16 protein-coding genes and 1 tRNA gene are annotated in these 15,684 nt (G+C 32.3%); 7 read left to right on the forward strand and 10 right to left on the reverse strand.

Features of this window, described 5'->3' with window-relative positions; genetic code table 11:
- Positions 1 to 35: 35 nt before the first annotated feature.
- Both rpoC and HM992_RS08570 read left to right on the forward strand, forming a co-directional pair.
- On the forward strand, positions 36 to 4,337 hold the full coding sequence (rpoC, locus tag HM992_RS08565; protein WP_178984587.1) for a DNA-directed RNA polymerase subunit beta': 4,302 nt from the start codon (positions 36 to 38) through the stop codon (positions 4,335 to 4,337).
- A 127-nt stretch (positions 4,338 to 4,464) separates the two neighbouring features.
- Positions 4,465 to 4,788, forward strand: a complete 324-nt coding sequence (locus HM992_RS08570; protein ID WP_178984588.1) for a DUF3467 domain-containing protein — start codon at positions 4,465 to 4,467, stop codon at positions 4,786 to 4,788.
- 94 nt (positions 4,789 to 4,882) lie between these two features.
- Here the strand turns inward: HM992_RS08570 and HM992_RS08575 are convergent, their stop codons facing one another.
- Positions 4,883 to 5,113 carry a (4Fe-4S)-binding protein gene (locus HM992_RS08575; RefSeq protein ID WP_178984589.1) on the reverse strand — a complete coding sequence of 77 codons (231 nt, stop codon included), beginning with the start codon at positions 5,111 to 5,113 and terminating at the stop codon, positions 4,883 to 4,885.
- A gap of 140 nt (positions 5,114 to 5,253) precedes the next feature.
- Entirely contained in the window at positions 5,254 to 6,843 is a 1,590-nt protein-coding gene (locus tag HM992_RS08580; protein ID WP_178984590.1) for a peptide chain release factor 3, read from the reverse strand.
- Positions 6,844 to 7,180: 337 nt separating this feature from the next.
- Here HM992_RS08580 and idi point away from each other — a divergent pair, with 337 nt between their 5' ends.
- The 5 genes from idi (at position 7,181) to HM992_RS08605 (ending at position 9,587) form a co-directional block, all read left to right on the forward strand.
- Entirely contained in the window at positions 7,181 to 7,708 is a 528-nt protein-coding gene (idi, locus tag HM992_RS08585; protein WP_178984591.1) for an isopentenyl-diphosphate Delta-isomerase, read from the forward strand.
- Positions 7,708 to 8,118: a 6-pyruvoyl trahydropterin synthase family protein gene (locus tag HM992_RS08590; RefSeq protein ID WP_178984592.1), complete on the forward strand. Its 411-nt coding sequence runs from the start codon at positions 7,708 to 7,710 to the stop codon at positions 8,116 to 8,118. The genes idi and HM992_RS08590 overlap by 1 nt, the downstream gene beginning before the upstream one ends.
- A 9-nt stretch (positions 8,119 to 8,127) precedes the next feature.
- Entirely contained in the window at positions 8,128 to 9,090 is a 963-nt protein-coding gene (locus HM992_RS08595; RefSeq protein ID WP_179319362.1) for a type I phosphomannose isomerase catalytic subunit, read from the forward strand.
- 82 nt (positions 9,091 to 9,172) lie between these two features.
- The gene (locus HM992_RS08600; protein WP_178984594.1) at positions 9,173 to 9,442 is read left to right on the forward strand and encodes a hypothetical protein; all 270 of its coding nucleotides are present in this window, start codon (positions 9,173 to 9,175) and stop codon (positions 9,440 to 9,442) included.
- Between the two features lie 71 nt (positions 9,443 to 9,513).
- Positions 9,514 to 9,587, forward strand: a tRNA-Thr gene (locus HM992_RS08605).
- Between the two features lie 107 nt (positions 9,588 to 9,694).
- Here the strand turns inward: HM992_RS08605 and HM992_RS08610 are convergent.
- The 8 genes from HM992_RS08610 to HM992_RS08645 form a co-directional block, all read right to left on the reverse strand.
- Complete coding sequence (locus HM992_RS08610) at positions 9,695 to 10,405, reverse strand: DUF4369 domain-containing protein (protein WP_179319363.1); 711 nt, start codon at positions 10,403 to 10,405, stop codon at positions 9,695 to 9,697.
- 51 nt (positions 10,406 to 10,456) lie between these two features.
- Positions 10,457 to 11,671 carry a DUF819 family protein gene (locus tag HM992_RS08615; RefSeq protein WP_229720546.1) on the reverse strand — a complete coding sequence of 405 codons (1,215 nt, stop codon included), beginning with the start codon at positions 11,669 to 11,671 and terminating at the stop codon, positions 10,457 to 10,459.
- A gap of 557 nt (positions 11,672 to 12,228) precedes the next feature.
- On the reverse strand, positions 12,229 to 12,408 hold the full coding sequence (locus tag HM992_RS08620) for an Arc family DNA-binding protein (protein WP_179319365.1): 180 nt from the start codon (positions 12,406 to 12,408) through the stop codon (positions 12,229 to 12,231).
- A 10-nt stretch (positions 12,409 to 12,418) separates the two neighbouring features.
- Positions 12,419 to 12,919, reverse strand: coding sequence for a hypothetical protein (locus HM992_RS08625; protein WP_179319366.1), 501 nt, complete (start codon positions 12,917 to 12,919; stop codon positions 12,419 to 12,421).
- Complete coding sequence (locus tag HM992_RS08630) at positions 12,919 to 13,077, reverse strand: DUF4177 domain-containing protein (RefSeq protein WP_178984599.1); 159 nt, start codon at positions 13,075 to 13,077, stop codon at positions 12,919 to 12,921. Before HM992_RS08630 ends, HM992_RS08625 begins: the two co-directional genes overlap by 1 nt.
- A complete protein-coding gene (locus HM992_RS08635) occupies positions 13,074 to 13,262 on the reverse strand; it encodes a hypothetical protein (protein ID WP_178984600.1) in 189 nt (62 codons plus the stop codon). Before HM992_RS08635 ends, HM992_RS08630 begins: the two co-directional genes overlap by 4 nt.
- A gap of 1 nt (position 13,263) precedes the next feature.
- Positions 13,264 to 14,124, reverse strand: a complete 861-nt coding sequence (locus HM992_RS08640) for an SPFH domain-containing protein (protein ID WP_178986890.1) — start codon at positions 14,122 to 14,124, stop codon at positions 13,264 to 13,266.
- A 363-nt stretch (positions 14,125 to 14,487) separates the two neighbouring features.
- Positions 14,488 to 15,411, reverse strand: coding sequence for an alpha/beta hydrolase family protein (locus tag HM992_RS08645; RefSeq protein WP_179319367.1), 924 nt, complete (start codon positions 15,409 to 15,411; stop codon positions 14,488 to 14,490).
- Between the last annotated feature and the right edge of the window lie 273 nt (positions 15,412 to 15,684).

The following is a 15,684-nucleotide window of genomic DNA, read 5'->3' on the forward strand; positions in this document are numbered from 1 at the left end:
GTTTTCATAGACTGCCCATAAACAACAAAAATAACATGGCAAGAAGACAAGATAAAAATACAGTGCAGAAGTTTAACAAAATTTCTATCGGTTTAGCGTCACCTGAATCTGTTTTAGGAGCATCTCGAGGTGAGGTATTAAAGCCAGAAACTATTAATTATCGAACACACAAACCAGAAAGAGATGGTTTGTTCTGTGAGCGTATTTTTGGTCCTGTAAAGGATTTTGAATGTGCTTGTGGTAAATATAAAAGAATACGTTACAAAGGTATAGTTTGTGACCGTTGTGGTGTAGAAGTAACAGAAAAGAAAGTACGTAGAGATAGAGTAGGTCACATCAACTTAGTTGTGCCAGTTGCTCATATCTGGTATTTCCGTTCGTTACCAAACAAGATAGGTTACCTTCTTGGATTACCATCTAAGAAATTAGATATGATAATCTATTATGAGCGTTATGTGGTTATTCAACCAGGTATTGCTATGAATGCTGAAGGTGAGCCAGTGCAAAAAATGGATTTCTTAACAGAAGAAGAATATCTAACTATTTTAGAATCGCTTCAAAAAGAAAATCAATATTTAGACGATACAGATCCTAACAAATTCATCGCTAAGATGGGGGCTGAGTGTCTTATCGATTTATTAGCTAGAATTGATTTAGATCAGTTGTCATACGATTTAAGACATAAAGCTAATAACGAAACGTCTAAGCAACGTAAAACAGAAGCGTTAAAACGTTTACAAGTTGTTGAAGCGTTTAGAGATTCAAATTTAAACAGAGAAAACAGACCAGAGTGGATGATCATGAAGGCTGTACCTGTTATACCACCAGAATTAAGACCTTTAGTGCCTTTAGATGGAGGTCGTTTTGCAACTTCAGATTTAAATGATTTATACCGTCGTGTTATTATCCGTAACAACCGTCTTAAAAGATTAGTTGAGATAAAAGCACCAGAAGTTATTTTACGTAATGAAAAACGTATGTTACAAGAATCAGTTGATTCATTATTTGATAACACACGTAAATCATCTGCAGTAAAAACAGATTCTAACAGACCATTAAAATCGTTATCAGATTCACTTAAAGGTAAGCAAGGACGTTTCCGTCAAAACTTACTTGGTAAGCGTGTGGATTATTCAGCACGTTCTGTAATTGTTGTTGGACCAGAATTGAGATTATTCGAATGTGGTTTGCCAAAAGATATGGCCGCTGAACTTTACAAGCCTTTTGTAATTAGAAAACTAATTGAAAGAGGAATTGTAAAAACTGTAAAATCTGCGAAGAAAATTATAGATAGAAAAGAACCTGTAGTTTGGGATATCTTAGAGAATGTTTTAAAAGGACATCCAGTGCTTTTAAACCGTGCTCCTACATTACACAGACTTGGTATACAGGCTTTTCAACCAAAACTTATTGAAGGTAAAGCAATTCAGTTACACCCATTAGTGTGTACTGCATTTAATGCCGATTTTGATGGTGACCAGATGGCTGTGCATTTACCATTAGGACCAGAAGCTATTTTGGAATGTCAACTTTTATTATTGGCATCACATAATATATTAAACCCAGCAAATGGTTCGCCAGTTACAGTACCTTCTCAGGATATGGTACTTGGTCTATATTATATGACCAAATTACGTGTGTCTGATGAAAATTATAAGGTAAAAGGTGAAGGCTTAACATTCTATTCTCCAGAAGAAGTAAATATCGCTTACAACGAGAAGAAAGTTGACTTAAACGCAGGAATTAAAGTAAGAACTTTTGACTTTAATGAAGAAGGCGAGTTAACAAAACAAATTATTGAAACAACTGTTGGCCGTGTACTTTTCAACGAAAAAGTACCAGCAGCAGCAGGTTATATAAATGAAGTTTTAACTAAAAAATCATTAAGAGAAATTATTCATGGTATTCTTAAAAAGACAAGTGTACCTGAAACTGCAGATTTCTTAGATGAGATTAAAACTCAAGGTTATAAGTTTGCATTCCAAGGTGGATTATCATTTAGTTTAGGTGATATTATTATTCCAGCTGAGAAGCAAGGAATGATTGACGCTGCTAACAAGCAGGTTGATGGTATTATGGGTAACTATAATATGGGACTTATTACTAACAACGAACGTTATAATCAGGTTATTGATATCTGGACGTCTACAAATGCTGAATTGACAGAGTTGTCAATGAAACGTATTAGAGAAGATCAGCAAGGATTTAACTCGGTGTTTATGATGCTTGATTCTGGTGCAAGGGGTTCTAAAGAACAAATTCGTCAGTTAACAGGTATGCGTGGATTAATGGCTAAGCCTAAAAAATCTACAGCAGCAGGTGGAGAAATTATTGAAAATCCTATTCTTTCTAACTTTAAGGAAGGTCTTTCTATTTTAGAATACTTTATCTCTACTCACGGTGCACGTAAAGGTCTTGCGGATACGGCTCTTAAAACTGCCGATGCAGGTTACTTAACACGTCGTTTAGTAGATGTTTCTCAAGATGTCATTGTATACGAAGAAGATTGTGGTACATTAAGAGGTATCGAAGTTTCTGCACTTAAGAAGAACGAAGAAATCGTTGAAAACTTAGAGGCTAGAATCGTTGGTAGAACATCACTTAATGATGTATATAACCCATTAACTGAAGAGTTATTAGTTGAAGCAGGTGGTCATATTAATGACGCTATAGCTAAGAAAATTGGAGCATCTCCAATAGATGCTATAGAAGTGCGTTCTGCATTAACTTGTGAAGCTAAGAAAGGTATTTGTGTTAAATGTTACGGACGTAACCTTGCTACTGGTAAAATGGTACAACGAGGTGAAGCTGTTGGTGTTGTCGCTGCTCAATCTATTGGTGAACCAGGTACACAGTTAACATTACGTACATTCCACGTAGGTGGTATTGCAGGTAACATTTCTGAAGAGAATAAATTAACTGTTAAGTTTGATGGTGTTGCTGAGATTGAAGATTTAAAAACTGTTAAATCAAAAGATAAGGAAGGTAAAGAGGTAGATGTTGTGATCTCTAGAACTTCAGAATTGAAATTAGTAGATTCTAAAACAGGAATTATTCTTAGTACAAATAATATTCCTTACGGTTCATTCATCTATGTAAATAGTGGAAGTAAACTTAAGAAAGGTGATGTAATTTGTGAATGGGATCCATATAACGGTGTAATTATTTCAGAATTTGCTGGTAAAGTGAAGTATGAAAACATCGAACAAGGGGTTACATATCAAGTTGAAATTGATGAACAAACTGGTTTCCAAGAGAAAGTTATTTCAGAATCTAGAAACAAGAAGTTGATTCCAACATTATTGATTGAAGATTCTAAAGGAGAAACTATTCGTTCTTACAACTTACCAGTTGGCGCTCACATTATGATTGATGATGGTGAAAAGATTGATATTGGTAAGATTTTAGTTAAGATACCTCGTAAATCGTCTAAAGCTGGTGATATTACAGGTGGTCTTCCTCGTGTAACAGAATTGTTTGAAGCACGTAACCCTTCTAATCCTGCTGTAGTAAGTGCGATTGATGGTGTTGTTTCATTCGGTAAAATTAAACGTGGTAACCGTGAAATTATAATCGAGTCTAAATTAGGTGAGGTTAAGAAATACTTAGTGAAATTATCGAGTCAAATTCTTGTACAAGAAAATGATTATGTAAAAGCTGGTATGCCTTTATCTGATGGTTCAATTACACCAAACGATATTCTTAACATTAAAGGCCCTTCTGCGGTTCAACAATATTTAGTAAATGAAGTACAAGAAGTATATCGTTTACAAGGTGTGAAAATTAATGATAAGCACTTCGAAGTTGTTGTAAGACAAATGATGCGTAAAGTTAGAATTATTGATTCTGGTGATACGATTTTCTTAGAAAACCAATTAGTTCATAAATCAGATTTCATTGAAGAAAACGATAAGATTTTCGGAATGAAAGTGATTGAGGATGCTGGCGATTCAGAGAATTTAAAATCAGGTCAAATTGTAACTGTTAGAGATTTAAGAGATGAAAACTCTAGCTTACGTAGAGAAGATAAGAATCTTGTAACTGCAAGAGATGCTAGTCCAGCGACTGCAACTCCAATATTACAAGGTATTACTAGAGCTTCATTACAAACTAAATCGTTTATTTCTGCGGCATCGTTCCAGGAAACTACAAAAGTTCTTAACGAAGCAGCTGTAAATGGTAAAGTGGATTCACTAGAAGGACTTAAAGAAAATGTAATTGTTGGACATAGAATTCCAGCAGGTACAGGTGTTAGAGAATACGAAAACATCATTGTAGGTTCTAGAGAAGAGTTTAATGAAATGATGAAAGCTAAAGAAGAAATGAATTTTAACTAATTCTCTAGTTTTTTTCAAAATAATAAATGAATTAAAAGCCTTCTTGTATTTTTACATGAAGGCTTTTATATTTTAAATACTAATTAATGAGACTTCCATTTTTTAAGGAAGCATAAATAAATTTGCGATGGCAGACGAAAAAAATAATCCAAATAATAAAAAAGGACAAATTAATATTGAGCTAGATGAGAAAATAGCAGAAGGCATTTATTCTAACTTAGCAATCATTAACCATTCTGTTTCAGAATTTGTAGTCGATTTTGTAAGCATTATGCCAGGTACTCCAAAGAGCAAAGTAAAATCAAGAATTATATTAACTCCACAGCATGCCAAACGTTTATTAAAAGCATTAGGTGAAAATGTAACGCGTTTTGAAAATGCCCATGGAGAAATTAAGGATTACGAGCAACCTCCAATTCCACTAAATTTCGGACCAACCGGACAAGCTTAATAAATACTTATATTTTATAAGTTGTATAAAAACATAAAAAAACCTTTGAATTATACATTCAAAGGTTTTTTGTTATGAAACTAATTCTTAAAGTTTATGCTACTTCCTTTTCATTCAAGTGATATTTTAGAGCACCAGAAGGACATTTTTTAATTTGATTAATAATCACATCAGTTTGTTCTCCTTCTAAATTAATCCAGGGAATCACGGAACTTCTAAATACATTTGATAATTGTTTTGCACAAAACCCTGCATTTGTACAACAGCGAGGTGCATAGGTTACAGTAATCTTATTGTTACTGAAAACGTTTTCGTTATTATCCATAATAAGTAGATTAGTTTGGGGTTAATCTTAATTTATACTATAACTCGTGAAGTAAATCTAATTAATACTCGATAAAAAAGCAAAAAACTTCGACAAAGTGCATTGTATTTTAACATTTATGACTAAATATACGACAAGTTTTATTCAAATTCCGATGTCATATGGAACGTAATACTGGGGTATTTTTGCTGTGTCATTTGTAAAGAAAACATAGAGTCGGCTAAAAACACCAATTGATTTTGTTTATCTCTAGCTAAGAAACGTTGCTTTACACGTAAGAATTCTTTATACTCATCACTCTTTTTATCTTTGGCCTCTACCCAACACGCTTTATGTACATTTAAGTTCTCATAGGTACATTTTGCGCCATACTCATGCTCTAACCTATACTGAATAACTTCATATTGTAAAGCACCAACAGTACCAATCACTTTTCGTCCATTTAAATCTAATGTAAATAATTGCGCGACTCCTTCGTCCATCAACTGATCGATACCTTTATAAAGCTGTTTTGCTTTCATCGGATCGGCATTATTGATGTATCTAAAATGTTCTGGTGAGAAGCTTGGTACACCTTTATAGTTTAATGTTTCACCTTCAGTTAAGGTATCTCCAATTTTAAAACTTCCCGTATCCTGCAATCCAACAATATCTCCTGGGTATGAAATGTCTACAATCTCTTTCTTTTCAGCAAAAAAGGCATTTGGACTAGAAAATTTCATGCTTTTATTATGCCTTACATGAAGATATGGTGTATTTCGTTTAAATTCTCCTGAAACAATTTTTATAAATGCTAATCTATTTCTGTGATTAGGATCCATATTCGCATGTATTTTAAACACGAAACCGGTAAATTTATCTTCTTCAGGTTTTACTAAACGTTCTTCACTATGCTTTGGTCTAGGTTTTGGTGCAATATCTACAAAACAATCTAATAATTCTCTTACTCCAAAATTGTTTAATGCTGAACCAAAAAATACAGGCTGTTGCTCACCATTTAAATAGTCTTCTTTGTTAAAATTTGGATAGATACCTTCTACTAATTCAATTTCTTCTCGCAATGTATTTGCGGCTTTTTCACCAACCAATTTATCTAATTCTGGTGATGCTAAATCTGAAATTTCAATGGTCTCTTCAATATCTTTTCGATTATCTCCAGAAAATAAATTGATATTTTTTTCCCAAATGTTGTAAATCCCTTTAAAGTCGTAACCCATTCCTATTGGAAAACTTAAAGGCACAACTTTTAAACCTAGTTTTTGTTCAATTTCATCTAACAGATCAAAAGCATCTTTACCTTCTCTATCCATTTTATTAATAAAAACAATCATAGGAATGTTTCGCATTCTACAAACTTCAACTAATTTTTCGGTTTGCTCCTCAACACCTTTTGCAACATCAATGACTACAATAACACTATCTACAGCTGTTAGTGTTCTAAATGTGTCTTCTGCAAAATCCTTGTGACCTGGTGTATCAAGAATGTTAATTTTAATACCATTGTATTCAAAAGCTAAAACAGAAGTCGCTACAGAAATTCCACGCTGACGCTCAATTTCCATAAAATCACTCGTTGCACCTTTCTTTATTTTATTGCTTTTTACAGCGCCAGCTTCTTGTATGGCTCCACCAAAAAGTAGTAGTTTTTCCGTTAATGTGGTTTTACCAGCATCTGGATGCGAAATGATTCCGAATGTGCGTCGTCTGTTTATTTCTTTTATAAAACTCATAGTAAATTTAAAATGATTGCGAAGATACTATTATTAAAGATAATTAAAATAGAAGATCGGACAGGTTTTATAGAACGTTTAAATTTTTGTAATTAATTTTTGACTTTTAACTCATCTACACCATGATTTATTTAGCTTAGAATTTATTTTATTTATAGTCTAAAAAAGATCATACGAGTTATACTATTATTCATTTTGTATTACTTTATATCTAGCGAACATGATCTAATGAATGTAAAATCATTTATAAAGTATTTGTGTTAATGGTTAATTTACGCTCATTAGTTTTTATGAAAACATTAATGTATTTTAAAGTTTTACTTGGTATTTTTACGGCATGATAGAAGAGCAAGTCATCTTAGTAGATGAAAATGATAATAAAATTGGTTTAATGCCAAAAATGGAAGCGCATGAAAAGGCACTTTTACATCGTGCGTTTTCCGTATTTATATTTAATAATAAAAATGAATTGATGCTTCAGCAGCGTGCGATGCATAAATATCATACACCTGGTTTGTGGACCAATACATGTTGCAGTCATCAGCGTGATGGTGAAAGTAATTTAGAAGCAGGAAAGCGACGCTTACAAGAAGAAATGGGTTTTGTTACAGACTTAGAAGAGAAGACTTCATTTATTTATAAAGCACCTTTTGATAATGGATTAACCGAGCATGAATACGATCATGTAATGGTTGGATATTATAATGATAATCCAAATATTAATCCTGATGAAGTGGCCAGCTGGAAATGGATGTCCCTTGAGGCTGTAAAAACAGATATAGCTCAAAACCCACAATTTTACACCGCTTGGTTCAAAATTATTTTTGAAAAATTTTACGAATTCATAAATGTTAATAAACAATAATGAAGGTTACAGTACACAGAAAAGCACATTTTAATGCAGCTCATAGGCTTTATAGAAAGGATTGGACTTTTGAGAAGAATGAAGTCGTATTTGGTTTGTGTAATAATCCTAATTTTCATGGTCATAATTATGAATTAATAGCTAGTGTAACAGGCGATATTGATCCTGAAACTGGATATGTTATTGACATTAAAACATTGAAAGATATTATTAAATCAGAAGTTGAAGATGCCTTTGATCATAAGAATTTAAATGTTGAAGTACCAGAATTTAAAGATCTAAACCCAACAGCCGAGAATATTGCAGTGGTCATCTACAATAAAATTAAACCTAAACTCAACCCTAAATTTCAACTCGAAATTACCCTCTACGAAACACCTCGTAACTTTGTGACGTATTCGGGAAATTAATATAAAAACATGCTATATCCGCTAAAATTTCAACCCATTCTAAAAGATAAAATTTGGGGAGGAGAAAAGTTAAATCAACATTTTAATAAGAATTCTAATTCTAAAAATTTAGGAGAAAGCTGGGAGATAAGTACCGTTCCTAATGATATATCTGTTGTTTCAAATGGAGAATTAAAAGGACAATCACTTCAAGATTTAGTAAATAATTATAAATCTGACTTTTTAGGTCAAAAAAATTGGGGTCGGTTTGGTAACGAGTTTCCATTACTTATAAAATTTATTGATGCTAAAGAAGATTTAAGTATTCAGTTACATCCAAATGATGAATTGGCAAAAAAACGACACAATTCATTTGGAAAAACTGAAATGTGGTATGTAATGCAAGCTGATAAGGATGCTAATCTTATTGTAGGTTTCAAAGGTCTGATTGATAAAGCAACTTATTTAGAACATTTAGAACATAATACACTTACTGAAATCTTAAATTTTGACACAGTAAAAGAGGGGGATACTTATTTTATAGAAGCAGGAAGAGTTCATGCCATTGGAGCAGGTGTTTTATTAGCAGAAATTCAACAAACTAGTGATGTTACATATCGTGTATACGATTGGGATCGTGTTGATGATGAAGGTAATGGGCGTGAATTACATAACGATATAGCCATTGATGCTTTTGATTTCGATATGGAGAATGATTTTCGAATCGATTATCAAAAACAAAAGAATGTGTCTAATGATATCGTAAGTTGTCCTTTCTTTACGACAAATTTTATAGAATTAACGTCTGAGCTAGATATCAAAAACACACATGATTCATTTTTAATATACATGTGTGTAGATGGAGATGTTGAAGTTTCTACAAATATTTTAACCGAACGAATTTCAAAAGGAGAAACCATATTAATTCCTGCTGGTATTAAAAATTTTCAATTAAAATCCAAATATGGAAAACTTCTAGAAGTGTACGTTTAAAACTTCAGATAATAATTAACAATGAGAATCAAATAACTAAAAGGATTTAGTATTTTTGCGGTTATTATAAAAAATAATTATCATGTCAAATAAAAGAGATTTAAAAAAAGATATCAATTACGTTTTAGGAGATATTATTGAAGCAGTATACGTTTGGGAATTAGCTAATTCTGAAAAACCAACAAAAGAAAGTGAAGCGGTTATCGATGAAGCTATTGTAACGTTTGATGAGTTAATTGCTAGAGTAAACGATAGAAGTGCAGAAAATAAGAAAGCTCATTTTAAAGCTATTAATGCTGACCTTGAAGCAAAAGGAAGAGCGCTTATCGAAAAAATCAATAAATTAAAGTAAATTGATTTGCAAATTTAAAAATCTAGTTTAAATTTGCGCTCGCTTACCGAATATAAGGTAAGCATTTTTTTGCCGATGTAGCTCAGCTGGCTAGAGCAGCTGATTTGTAATCAGCAGGTCGTGGGTTCGAGTCCCTCCATCGGCTCTTAAAAAGTAAAAATCCAATCATGTTTATGATTGGATTTTTTATTTTCAAAGTTATTCAAACGTAGTAAAACTTAGTATGAATAAGGAATACTTGTTAGAATTGTACTATTCAGCAGAATTTCTAATTGCTATAGTTTCACCTAATTTTTTACCGTAAAGCGAATTTTTAACTTTCGGACTTAGATTATTATAAATAGAATCGATGTAAACCGGATTAGCATTTCGTGCTTCATATAAGGCTAAATAAGGTGCAATCTCACTGTCGTTATTATTTATAGCATATTGAATTGTATATGCGTATTTACGCTTTATAATGTTATCAGCTACTTTATTCAGAGAGTCTAAGGTAATACTATCATTTTTATTTTGAGCCATAAAACTAGCTTCTATAATATCTAAATTTCTATCGTTATATCTAGACATCACTTCTAAGTATTCCTCTAAAAGAGATTGTTGTTTTGACCCTTTTATTTCATAATCATAATTAAAGCTCTTCAACGTAGTCGTTATTTCGGTAACTCCTTTATCAGCAAAAAATGGGATATAATTTTCTTCACCATCATTTTTAAACAATTTTAAGTAGAGTAGAATAGGCTCTTCTAAGTTAGTGTGCAGTGTAAATTCTGATTCACCTGTTATAGACATAGAATCTAAATCTACAATACTAGAATCTCCATCTTTCTGAAGATAAACAACTCCCTTTTTTAGCCCTTTAATACTTCCTTTTAATGTAAAGTTGGCATCCTTGTCTTTACTGCAAGAAACAACCAATGCTACTAAAATTATGAGACTTAATACTTTGTTTAATTTTATCATGTTTTGCTAAATAATTAGGTGCGCAAATATCTTATAATTGTTTTAATATTACTAGCCTGCAGCAGCTATTTTCATAAGTTCTGCGCAAAGAATTGCACCATAGGTTCCAACAACATAACCAAATACAGCCAGCAAAGCACCAACAGTAGCTAAGGAAGGGTGGAATGCAGCTGCAACAACGGGAGCAGATGCTGCTCCGCCAACATTAGCTTGACTTCCTACAGCCAAAAAGAAGAATGGTGCTTTTATTAGTTTGGCAACTAAAATTAATAACAATGCATGTATTGTCATCCAAACTAAGCCAATCAATATTAATCCTGGATTTTCAAATATTTTTCCTAAATCCATTTTCATACCTATTGTAGCTACAAGAATATAAATAAATACACTACCTATTTTGCTAGCACCTGCACCTTCATAATTTTTTGCCTTTGTAAATGATAATAGAACACCAATTAATGTCGCAATAGAAATAAGCCAAAAGAAACCACTGCCAAAAGATGATAATGCACTTTTTGGATTACTTACTGCTTCAAAATTGTCTTTTAAATATACAGATATATTATCTGCGCCTAAATGTGCAACGGCAACAGCCCCAAATGCAAAAGCTAGAATTACAATTATATCGGTTAAGGATGGGTTTCTGGTTATTTTATCACTAAAGGCCTGTACTTTATTTTGAAGTTCATCAATTGCTGTATTGTCTGCTTTAAACCATTTGTCTATCTTTTTACGTTTACCAATGCCTAGTAAAATTATCGCCATCCAAATATTAGCAACTACAATATCTACTAAAACCATTCCTCCATAAAGTTCTTGATTAAATTCGTAAATCTCTAGCATAGCTGCTTGGTTTGCACCTCCGCCAATCCAACTACCCGCTAAGGTTGCTAAACCTCTCCAAGTGGCATCAAAACCAGCTCCTCCAACAGTTTCAGGAGAAAATGATGAGATTAATAAAATAGCAATAGGACCACCTATCACAATTCCTATTGTTCCTGTAAAGAACATTACCAACGCTTTCCAACCTAAATTAAAAATAGCTTTTAAGTCTATACTTAATGTAAGCAGGACCAATGAAGCTGGTAATAAGTAACGACTTGCAATAAAGTAACTTTCTGAAATTTCATCAGAAATTAATCCAAAAGAATTAAATATAGCTGGGATTAAATAGCACATTAGTAATCCTGGTATAATGCGATAAAACTTATACCAAAATCCAGTTTTCTTGGATTCAGTATAAAACACTAAGCCTAAAGCCATCATTAACAAGCCAAATACAATAGCGTCGTTTTTGAATAGAACCCATTGATTAGCAGTTGCCTTTTCAACGTTTTGCTTTTTTAAGAGTTGTACATCATCCTCTAAAAAAAAATCTGAAGATATTAGATTAAAAAGTTCTTTGTCTTTAAAACGAACGTCAGTATTCATTTTTACATCGAATAATGACGCTTTTTTTTCAAAACTAATTTCTGAATCGCTTTGATATTCAATGCTATGAATATTGTTGTTTTCTGAATAATTGAAAGTTCCTCTTGCTATTTTTTTATTCGGTATAAATTGGACAACTTGTGCTAAATCGTCAGTGATACTGAATTGAATTTTAAAAGTAGTAAAGCTAATAGAATCAATTTTTACAGGAATTATAAATTCTTCAGAATGACTTGAATTTGGTTTTTCAAATGTTAGTGTTTGAGAAAAAGTAAAATTGATGCATAATAAGAAAAGTAGTAGGAATGATTTTTTAAATAATGATTTCATGTGCTAGCTTTATTTAATCGCAAAATACAAAATTTTAAAACTAAAAAAGTGACCGTTTCCGATCACTTTTGTTCTGTTGAATTATCTTTTTGTTTGGGTTGTCTATTATGTTCTTTTAGATATTGCATTAGCATCCATTCTATTTGACCGTTAGTACTACGAAATTCGTCCGAAGCCCATTTTTCAACGGCTTTCAGCATATCTTCATTCATTCGTAGTGCAAAGGCTTTCTTTTTAGACATTATAGTTTTATTAATTTAATTTCTGTTTATAAGTCGCTATTACGCTTTTTGCTTCGTCTTGTTTCTGTGTACCTATAAGTAGCTTTTTTCCGTTTTTCAAAATTAATTGAATTCCAATATCTCCAGAAACGTTTATGGCTTTACCTTTAGATTTATTCCAAAGTATACCGCCTTTTAGTCCCCAACCTCCATATTCACCTATGGGATCATACGTTCTTACATAAGCCTTATCGATTTCAACCCATTTGATGATTTTAAAGTTCCAATGAAAAGGGAAAAATTTATAATGAATTCCTTTTTCGTCTATTCGCGTAGTTAGTTTAAAGAAAAAGATTAATCCTGTAACTATAATTACGACAAGTATTAATCCGGTTAATTCTAAATCAGAAGATTTAGAAGGATCATCTAAGTACTCCTTTACATAAATTGATATAGGAACTATTGCACTTACTATTAAAAGAATAATAAGCCACACTTGATTAAAACGTTGTTCTTCTTTAAAAATTCTCATTATCTATTTTTATCACGTTGAAAAACTACTGAAGACCAATTGACTCCAATATCCTTAACGACCCAACCTTCACGAGCATGTTGATTAAGAAGGTCTTCAAAATTTTGAATCCGGTTTCTAAAGCCTAGTTTGGGTGTCACTACTTTATATTCTTTCATAATGTGTCATTTTTACGGTCTGCCTTAAAAATCACGAAGGCAAATATAATACCTATTAGTGTTCCGATAATTGAGCCAAATATTAAACCCGTTGCAATACTGTCTGTTATGGCACCAATTGTAGTGCCTATACTACTTCCAATAGCTGATCCTATACCGATACTAGAAATTTGTTTTTGATTCATTTTAATGATTTAAAGTTCCTGTGTTTAATACTGGTGATGCATCCTTGTCACCACAAAGCACAACCATAAGATTACTTACCATTGCTGCCTTACGCTCTTCATCTAAATCTACAACATTTTTTTTACTGAGTTGTTCTATAGCCATTTCGACCATGCTCACAGCTCCTTCCACAATTTTATGTCGTGCAGCGACAATAGCTGTTGCTTGCTGACGCTTTAGCATAGCATTCGCAATTTCTTGCGCATAGGCTAAGTAACCAATACGTGCTTCTAAAACTTCGATGCCAGCAATGGATAAACGCTCGTCTATTTCTTTTTCTAAGGCATTGCTCACTTCATTAACACTAGAGCGTAAAGTAATATCTTCGTCAACACCTTCATCTGCAAAATTATCATAAGGATACATACTTGCTAATTTACGAACCGCGGCATCGGTTTGTACGCGCACAAAATTTTCATAATTATCCACATCAAAAGCGGCTTTATAAGTGTTATGAACACGCCAAACTAATATGGTGCTGATCATTATTGGGTTTCCTAATTTATCATTCACTTTTAAACGTTCGCTATCAAAATTACTCGCTCTAAGTGAAATTTTCTTTTTAGTATAAAACGGGTTTACCCAATAGAAACCATTCTTTTTTACGGTACCAACGTATTTTCCAAATAAAAGTAAAACTCTAGAACCATTGGGTTGTACCATTAAAAAACCGAAGGCCAACACTAGTGCTAAAATAACGCCAAACACGGGCCATCCTGTTTGTGTTATTGGAAATAAAGCAATACTTCCGAAGAAGAGTAATAAAAATAAAAAGAGCATTAAGTAGCCGTTAGCAGGGACGATGATTTTTTCTTCTTTCATGAGTTTAGGATTTAGTTGGTTAATCATTTGTTTAATCAATATGATATTAAAATGATATCATAAAGATATACTTTAATTTATAAGTATGCAACTATTTTATTTTGTTACAGTATTTAAAAAAGAAATAAAAAATAAAGTTTGGCACAAGGTTTGCATACTATTAATTGTAATGATTACTACAGCTGTTATCAATGGATAACGGAACTACAAAGTAGTAACATTACGTTGGTTGGTTAGTTAGAAAAAGCATCTCGTGGTTGGGATGCTTTTCATTTTAGGTTGGTTAAGTTAAAAAAGCATCTCATTCCTGATAGTTATCAGTAGAGATGCTTTTTGTTTTATGTGGATAGAATGAATAGGTTACTATTTCATAAATGTTACCATACCAGTTATCAGTTGTGGAGAGATGGCTCGAAACGATTCGTTATATGATTTTGAATTTTCTAAGTCACCGCCTTCAATTTCAAAGAGTACGTGATTCATGTTTTCTATTAGTAATATTTCTGCTTGGTCGTTGGCCTTTTTTAGAACTTCGGCTTCTTCAACTGAGACTTGAAGATCTTTAGTGCCATTAATGATAAGGACTGGCATTTTTAATTCTTTAATAATTTCAGAAGGGTCGTAAGACATCCAATTTATCATAAAAGGTTGTAAGTCTAAATTAAATATAGAGGCTAAAGCAATAGGGAAATCCGTTGTTGTTTTACCTTCCTTTAAACTACTGATAACACGTTTGGTATCGTCATCAAACATGGGTGCCGTCTTAGCTACTTGTTCTATAATAACATCTCCTATGTTATTGCCAGCTCCTGCTAGGGAAATAAAGCCGTCAGCCTTATCTTTTGCAGATAGCATACCAACTAAGCTACCTTGACTATGGCCAATAATATAAATCTTATTATAGGTATCTTTTTCTATAAAGTAATTTAAAACTGCTGAAGCATCGGTCACAAAATCATCAAACATCATGTTTTTATCCACATTATTTTCACGAATCTGTTTTACGATTCGCTTATCGTATCTAAATGTTGCAATACCATTTTTAGTAAGACCTTCTGCTAATTTTTTTAAGGAATTGTTTTTGAGGAAATTTTGGTTACCGTTTCTATTCGTAGGACCAGAACCTGCAATTATAATAGCTAAATTAGGTTTGTCAGTAGCTTCTGGAGCAAGCAATGTTCCATCAATCCATTTTGTAATGGTTAACTCTTCTTCCGTGTATGTTTTATCTTGACTAAAACCCAATACACTCATTAAACATAGGACGAGAATTAAATACTGTTTCATTTTTTTAACTTTTTATAAAGCATAAAGTTAATCCATATTGGACTGAATTCTATATTTGTTTCAAATTTTTAACCAACTATTGACTTTATTTATGAAAATTCATCTAGAATCGATTGTGTATTTCATCGGTGAAATACATAATTTCATCGTAAAATGTTAAAGTTACATGTATTTCATCGATTAAATGTGTTTTTAAGCGTTGTAATTCAAAATGAATTATATATTTGACTCGTACTAAAATTTAGTTTTTAGTTCAATGGATTAATTAATTAA

Source organism: Winogradskyella helgolandensis (assembly GCF_013404085.1).
Classification (GTDB): domain Bacteria; phylum Bacteroidota; class Bacteroidia; order Flavobacteriales; family Flavobacteriaceae; genus Winogradskyella; species Winogradskyella helgolandensis.

Coding starts and splice junctions, on each gene's coding strand:
- HM992_RS08625 (WP_179319366.1), bottom strand. CDS start 12,919: ATGAGAATTTTTAAAGAAGAACAACGTTTTAATCAAGTGTGGCTTATT.
- HM992_RS08600 (WP_178984594.1), top strand. CDS start 9,173: ATGTCAAATAAAAGAGATTTAAAAAAAGATATCAATTACGTTTTAGGA.
- HM992_RS08590 (WP_178984592.1), top strand. CDS start 7,708: ATGAAGGTTACAGTACACAGAAAAGCACATTTTAATGCAGCTCATAGG.
- HM992_RS08645 (WP_179319367.1), bottom strand. CDS start 15,411: ATGAAACAGTATTTAATTCTCGTCCTATGTTTAATGAGTGTATTGGGT.
- HM992_RS08620 (WP_179319365.1), bottom strand. CDS start 12,408: ATGTCTAAAAAGAAAGCCTTTGCACTACGAATGAATGAAGATATGCTG.
- HM992_RS08615 (WP_229720546.1), bottom strand. CDS start 11,671: ATGATGGCTTTAGGCTTAGTGTTTTATACTGAATCCAAGAAAACTGGA.
- HM992_RS08575 (WP_178984589.1), bottom strand. CDS start 5,113: ATGGATAATAACGAAAACGTTTTCAGTAACAATAAGATTACTGTAACC.
- HM992_RS08640 (WP_178986890.1), bottom strand. CDS start 14,124: ATGAAAGAAGAAAAAATCATCGTCCCTGCTAACGGCTACTTAATGCTC.
- idi (WP_178984591.1), top strand. CDS start 7,181: ATGATAGAAGAGCAAGTCATCTTAGTAGATGAAAATGATAATAAAATT.
- HM992_RS08580 (WP_178984590.1), bottom strand. CDS start 6,843: ATGAGTTTTATAAAAGAAATAAACAGACGACGCACATTCGGAATCATT.
- HM992_RS08595 (WP_179319362.1), top strand. CDS start 8,128: ATGCTATATCCGCTAAAATTTCAACCCATTCTAAAAGATAAAATTTGG.
- rpoC (WP_178984587.1), top strand. CDS start 36: ATGGCAAGAAGACAAGATAAAAATACAGTGCAGAAGTTTAACAAAATT.
- HM992_RS08610 (WP_179319363.1), bottom strand. CDS start 10,405: ATGATAAAATTAAACAAAGTATTAAGTCTCATAATTTTAGTAGCATTG.
- HM992_RS08570 (WP_178984588.1), top strand. CDS start 4,465: ATGGCAGACGAAAAAAATAATCCAAATAATAAAAAAGGACAAATTAAT.
- HM992_RS08630 (WP_178984599.1), bottom strand. CDS start 13,077: ATGAAAGAATATAAAGTAGTGACACCCAAACTAGGCTTTAGAAACCGG.
- HM992_RS08635 (WP_178984600.1), bottom strand. CDS start 13,262: ATGAATCAAAAACAAATTTCTAGTATCGGTATAGGATCAGCTATTGGA.